Here is a 6,331-nt window from a genome sequence, read left to right as displayed (position 1 = left end):
GCGTTCTCGCGCCGGGCGCCCCGTTGAGCTGGGGGAACCTCAGTCCTCGCTGGGCGCCGCCGGGAGCTTCGCCTGGATGGGATCCATGACCGTCGAGTCGGTCAGCGTCGTCACATCGCCGAGCTGGCGGTTCTCCGCGACGTCCCGCAGCAGGCGCCGCATGATCTTGCCGGAGCGGGTCTTCGGCAGCTCCGCCACCGGCAGGATCCGCTTCGGCTTGGCGATCGGGCCGAGGGTGGCGCCGACGTGGTTGCGCAGATCGGCGACGAGGCTCTCGTCCTCGGCGTTCGCCGTGCCGCGCAGGATCACGAAGGCGACGATCGCCTGCCCCGTCGTCTCGTCCGCCGCGCCGACGACGGCCGCCTCGGCGACCGACGGGTGCGAGACGAGCGCGGACTCCACCTCGGTGGTGGAGATGTTGTGCCCGGAGACGAGCATGACGTCGTCCACGCGGCCCAGCAGCCAGATGTCGCCGTCGTCGTCCTTCTTCGCGCCGTCACCGGCGAAGTACTTGCCCTCGAAGCGGGACCAGTAGGTGTCGAGGAAGCGCTGGTCGTCGCCCCAGATGGTGCGCAGCATGGACGGCCACGGCTCGGTGAGGACCAGGTAGCCGCCACCGCCGTTCGGGACCTCGTTCGCCTCGTCGTCGACGACGGTCGCGGAGATACCGGGCAGCGGTGTCTGCGCGGAGCCCGGCTTGGTCGCGGTGACACCCGGCAGCGGCGAGATCATCATCGCGCCGGTCTCGGTCTGCCACCAGGTGTCCACGATCGGCGTCCGGTCGGCACCGATGTTCTTCCGGTACCAGATCCAGGCCTCGGGGTTGATCGGCTCACCCACGGACCCGAGCACCCGCAGGCTGGACAGGTCGAACTTCGCGGGGATGTCGTCGCCCCACTTCATGAACGTACGGATTGCCGTGGGCGCCGTGTACAGGATCGTCACCCCGTACTTCTGCACGATCTCCCAGAACCGGCCCTGGTGCGGGGTGTCCGGCGTGCCCTCGTACATGACCTGCGTCGCGCCGTTCGCCAGCGGACCGTAGACGATGTACGAGTGCCCGGTCACCCAGCCGACGTCGGCCGTGCACCAGTACACGTCCGTCTCCGGCTTGAGGTCGAAGACGGCGTGATGCGTGTACGCGGTCTGGGTGAGGTAGCCGCCGGAGGTGTGCAGGATGCCCTTCGGCTTACCCGTCGTACCGGACGTGTACAGGATGAACAGCGGGTGCTCGGCGCCGAACGCCTCCGGCGTGTGCTCGGCCGACTGCCGCTCGACGATCTCGTGCCACCAGACGTCGCGGCCCTCGGTCCAGGCGACCTCCTGGCCGGTACGGCGGACCACGAGCACGTGGTTCACGTTGTCCACCTTGCCGATCGCCTCGTCGACGGCCGGCTTGAGCGCGGACGGCTTGCCGCGCCGGTAGCCGCCGTCGGAGGTGATGACGACCTTGGCGTCGGCGTCCTGGATACGGGTGGCAAGCGCATCGGCCGAGAAACCGCCGAAGACGACGGAGTGTGCGGCACCGATCCGCGCGCAGGCCAGCATCGCGATCGCCGTCTCCGGGATCATCGGCATGTAGACGGCGACCCGGTCGCCCGCCTGAACGCCCAGCTCCAGCAGTGCGTTGGCGGTCTTGCTCACCTCGTCCTTGAGCTCGGCATAGGTGAGGGCACGGCTGTCGCCGGGCTCGCCCTCGAAGTGGATGGCGACGCGGTCGCCGTTGCCCGCCTCGACATGCCGGTCCACGCAGTTGTACGCGACGTTGAGCTCGCCGTCCTTGAACCACTTGGCGAACGGCGGGTTCGACCAGTCCAGCGTCTCGGTCGGTTCCTTGGCCCAGGTCAGCCGCCGGGCCTGCTCGGCCCAGAAGCCGAGCCTGTCAGCCTTGGCCTGTTCGTACGCCTCTGCCGTGACGTTGGCGCCCACGGCCAGGTCAGCCGGCGGCGCGAAGCGTCGCTCCTCCTTCAAGAGGTTGGCCAGGCTTTCGTTGCTCACGACATCTCCCTTTCCCAGGGTGTCCGTTGTGTCCCAGGCCACAGCTCATCAGACCCGGGGTGCCGATGACAAGGGCCGACGTGAAATTGGTTTAGACCTGTGGGGTGTGTGCTGAGGCGTCCGGAGTCATTCGTACCCACGGACGCCGACGGGGCGGAGTTCAGCACGTGTCACGCCTCTCACGTCCCAGTGCACCCGTGCAGCGCGGAGACGGTCACGTCTTTCCTGGACCGAGCGGGTCGGGACAGCCCGGTGCGGCACACGCCACGGATGCGCGGTCCGCGCCGAGCGGAGTCGCACATCCGTGGCGAACCGGCGTCGGTTCAGGCGGACCGGTCTGCCGCCTCCACATGCTCGAACACCTTGCCCCCGTCCGCCTCCGTGAGCAGATACGCCTGTGCCTCGCCCACGTGGAAGTACATCCCGTGCAGCTCCAACGCGCCGTCCCGCAGGGCCCGGGACACCGACTCGTGGGCGCCCAGGTGCTCCAACTGCTGGACCACATTGGTCAGACAGAGTTGCTCGACCGCGTCGGCCGGTGCCCGGCCCGCGAGCCGGGCCCACGGCCGGCTTCTGTCGGCCATGCGCTCCAGGCTCGGCTGCCCGTGCCGCAGCCACCGCTTCAGCGGCGTCCGGGCGCCGCCGGGCTCGGCGTCGAGCAGCGCCTGCATGGCCCCGCATCCGGAGTGCCCGCACACCGTGATGGACCGCACCTGCAGCACGTCCACCGCGTACTCGATCGCGGCCGCCACCGAGTCGTCCCCGCTCTCCTCGCCGGGAAGGGGAACCAGGTTGCCCACGTTGCGCACCACGAACAGGTCCCCGGGACCACTGGAGGTGATCATCGACGTGACGAGCCGCGAGTCGGCGCAGGTGAGGAAGAGCTGGGACGGCCGCTGCCCCTCCCGGGCGAGCCGGGCCAGCTCACTGCGCACGAGCGGTGCGGTGTTGCGCTGGAACGCGCTGATGCCACGCGCCAGTCGATGCCCGCTCCGGCCACCGGTGCCATGGGGCCCACCCGGTCCAGTCGGCCCCCCGGGCGCGCCGGGGTGATCGGCGTCCGGCGCGGACTGCGGGCGCTCGCACTGGTGATTGCGCCACGGCGTCCAGGGACGGCAGCGGCAGCCGACGGAGGACTCACCGTGCTCCTCGTGGAGCGGGGCGGGTTCGGTGAGGGTTCGGGTTCCGGCCCGGCGGCCGGTCACCTCGGCGGAGCCGCCCTGTGCGGTGTGCGTGTTCTGCCAGTCCTGCAGTGACTCGTACGCCGCGTGGTCCATGAACGACCCGTCCAACTCCACCACGGCGTGGGCGCCTTGGGGTACGAGATGCAGGGCACGGCTGAGCCGTGGCACCGCGAGGAACGTCAACTGCCCTCGGACATGTACGTGATGGACTCCTTCCTTCTCTTCGTGCGTGATGCGGGTGCGGGCGAGGCGGTGCATGGCGACGGCGACGGCCACGGCGATCCCGAGCATCACGCCCGCCAGGACGCCGAGGAACACCACGCCGAGTGTGGTGACGGCGTACACCAGCACTTCTCGGTGGCGGGTCACCGTGCGGATGTGGTGCAGGGACACCATCTGGATGCCGACGGCCATCACCAGGGCGGCGAGCGAGGCGAGCGGGATGAGCTCCAGGAGCGGGACCATCAGCAGCGCGGCGATCACTACGAGAACGCCGTGCAGCATCGTGGAGTTCCGGCTCACCGCGCCCGCGTTCACATTCGCCGAACTTCTCACGGCGACACCGGCGACCGGCAGTCCGCCGAGCGCGCCGGAGACGATGTTGGCGGCTCCCTGGCCGAGGAGTTCGCGGTCGAGGTCGGCGCGTTTGACGCGGGCGGTCAGTCCGGGTCTTGCGGCCACCAGCTTGTCCACGGCGACCGCGCCGAGCAGGGACTGCACGCTGCACACCAGCGTGGTGGTCAGCACGGCCGCGGTCAGGCCGAGTGCGGGGCCCTCGGGCAGACCGGCCAGGGCGTGGCTGCTCCAGGACGGCAGGTCGACCTTGGCCACGCCGATCCCCGAGAGCGAGGCGACCGCGGTGGCGCCGGCCACGGCGACGAGCGCGGCCGGGATCCTGCGCAGCAGGCGTCCCGCCCGGCCGGGGATCCGCGGCCAGAGCAGCAGCAGGGTCAGGGTCAGCACGCTGACGGTCACGGCGGCGGGGTGCAGGTTCGCCAACTGGGCGGGCAGCGCCCGGAGGTTGGCGAGGACGGAGCTCTGCGGGGTGCCGCCGAGGACGATGTGCAGCTGGGCGACGGCGATGGTGACGCCGATTCCGGCGAGCATGCCGTGCACGATGGCGGGGCTGACGGCGAGTGCGGTGCGGGCCACGCGCAGGCAGCCGAGGCCCAGTTGGGCGAGGCCGGCGAGGACCGTGACGGTGCAGGTGGTACGCCATCCGTAGCGGTGGATGAGGTCGGCGGTGACCACCGTGAGTCCCGCGGCGGGGCCGCTGACCTGCAGCGGACAGCCGCCGATCCGGCCGGCGACGAGCCCGCCGACCCCGGCGGCCACCAGCCCGGCTTGCAGTGGGGCGCCGGTGGCGAGGGCGATGCCCAGCGACAGCGGGAGGGCGATCAGGAAGACCGCGACCGCGGCCGATACGTCGGCGCCCGCGATGCGGAAGCGGCGGCGCGGGCCCGGCGGTGGGCTGTGGGCTTGGTGGTCGGACTGGGGTCGACTCGGGTCGGTGGCGCGGATGGGGGCGCAGGCTGACATGTTTCCCGTCTCCTCCGGGCGGCGCGGTCGCGGATCAGGTCGTCCCGCAGATGGGCGGGGGTCGGGACGCGGCCGTGGGTCACGGCGTGCAGCGGCGGGATGAATCAACACTCGGTAAATGAATCGTAATTCAGAGTAAAGGCCAGGCATAGACTTTCCTGGCAAATGGGGTAATCACTCACTCCAATGAGTGAAGCGGTCATTTCATCGGCTTGTCGTACTAATTCCTTCTCGGACCCGTGCGACCTTGGCGGCGCTGTCGGGTAGCCCCGGCAAACCACCAGAAAACGCCCTCATCGGCGTTGGCCTGAGAGAAGGAAGAAGGTGAGCGGAACATGACCGCCACCCAGAGGATCGCCGTGGGCGTCGTGATCACCGCGTCCTGTGCCGCGTGGGTCGCCGGCTGTGCGATCGGCTCCAACGGTTCCAAGACAGGTGCTCTCGGTCCCCAGAAGGTCCGTCCGGTCCATGCCCAAGGGAGCGCGGTCCGCCTGATCGGCGACGGCTCCACCGCGTACACCGGGGCTCAGCCGCATCTGCCCAGACCCGAGCGTCTGCGGCCCGGCCAGAAGCCCCCGCAGTTCGTCGTCTTCTCCTGGGACGGCGCCGGCGAGGACAGCCAGAAGCTGTTCTCCCACTTCCGCAAGCTCTCCAAGGCCAACCACGCGACCATGACGTACTTCCTGAGCGGCGTGTACATGCTGCCGGAGGACAAACGCGACCTCTACAAGCCCCCGGAGCACTCGGTGGGCAGCTCGGACATCGGCTTCAACGACGAGCAGGGCATCGCCGACACCGTGAAGCAGCTGCGTCTGGCGTGGCTGGAGGGCAACGAGATCGGCACCCACTTCAACGGCCACTTCTGCGGGAAGAACGGCGGGGTCGGCGAGTGGTCGGTCGCGCAGTGGATGAGCGAGATCGCACAGGCCAAGAAGTTCGTGAAGAGCTGGAAGACCAACTCCGGCATGGAGAAGGCGGCCCCACTGCCCTTCGACTACGACAAGGAGCTCATCGGCGCGCGCACGCCCTGTCTGGAGGGCCAGAAGAACTTCGTGAAGGCCGCGAGCAAGCTGGGCTTCCGCTACGACACCAGCGGGGTCAACGAGCAGGTCTGGCCGAAGAAGAGGGAGGGGCTGTGGGATCTGTCGATGCAGCTCGTGCCCTTCCCCGGGCACTCCTACGAGCAGCTCACCATGGACTACAACTTCATGGTCAACCAGTCCGGCACGCAGACCCAGGGCGACCCCGACATGTTCGACCACTGGGGCGACCAGATGCGCGACGGCCTGCTCAAGGGCTTCCGCCGCGCCTACGAGGGCAACCGCGCGCCCCTGGTCATCGGCAACCACTTCGAGTCCTGGAACGGCGGCACCTACATGCGGGCCGTCGACGAGGTCGTCGAGACGGTCTGCAACAAGCCCGATGTGCGCTGTGTGTCCTTCCACCAGCTGGCCGACTGGCTGGACGCCCAGGACCCGCAGACCCTGGCGAAACTGCGCACCCTGAAGGTGGGCCAGGCGCCCAAGCAGGGCTGGGCGGCCTTCCTGTCGGGCCACCCGGCCCCGGCCCCGAAGGGCGTACCCGGGGCACCGGCCGCCGGGCAGTAGCCG

General features: G+C 69.7%; 3 protein-coding genes. 1 reads left to right on the top strand and 2 read right to left on the bottom strand.

The window, feature by feature from the left end:
- Positions 1-39: 39 nt before the first annotated feature.
- Both acs and AB0N07_RS04040 read right to left on the bottom strand, forming a co-directional pair.
- Positions 40-1,998: an acetate--CoA ligase gene (gene acs / locus AB0N07_RS04045; RefSeq protein WP_365831824.1), complete on the bottom strand. Its 1,959-nt coding sequence runs from the start codon at positions 1,996-1,998 to the stop codon at positions 40-42.
- Positions 1,999-2,321: 323 nt separating this feature from the next.
- On the bottom strand, positions 2,322-4,721 hold the full coding sequence (locus AB0N07_RS04040) for a SulP family inorganic anion transporter (protein ID WP_365831822.1): 2,400 nt from the start codon (positions 4,719-4,721) through the stop codon (positions 2,322-2,324).
- Positions 4,722-5,056: 335 nt separating this feature from the next.
- On the opposite strand from AB0N07_RS04040, the gene AB0N07_RS04035 reads away from it, so the two are divergent.
- A complete protein-coding gene (locus AB0N07_RS04035; protein WP_365831820.1) occupies positions 5,057-6,328 on the top strand; it encodes a hypothetical protein in 1,272 nt (423 codons plus the stop codon).
- The last annotated feature ends 3 nt before the right edge of the window (positions 6,329-6,331 follow it).

The sequence above is a fragment of the Streptomyces sp. NPDC051172 genome, from assembly GCF_040682555.1.
Lineage (GTDB): Bacteria > Actinomycetota > Actinomycetes > Streptomycetales > Streptomycetaceae > Streptomyces.
Note: the sequence above shows the minus strand (reverse complement) of the source record. Positions and strands in the feature narration are given on the sequence as shown.

Excerpts from the sequence above, each read along its gene's own strand:
- AB0N07_RS04040 (WP_365831822.1), bottom strand. The coding sequence starts at position 4,721 with ATGTCAGCCTGCGCCCCCATCCGCGCCACCGACCCGAGTCGACCCCAG.
- AB0N07_RS04035 (WP_365831820.1), top strand. The coding sequence starts at position 5,057 with ATGACCGCCACCCAGAGGATCGCCGTGGGCGTCGTGATCACCGCGTCC.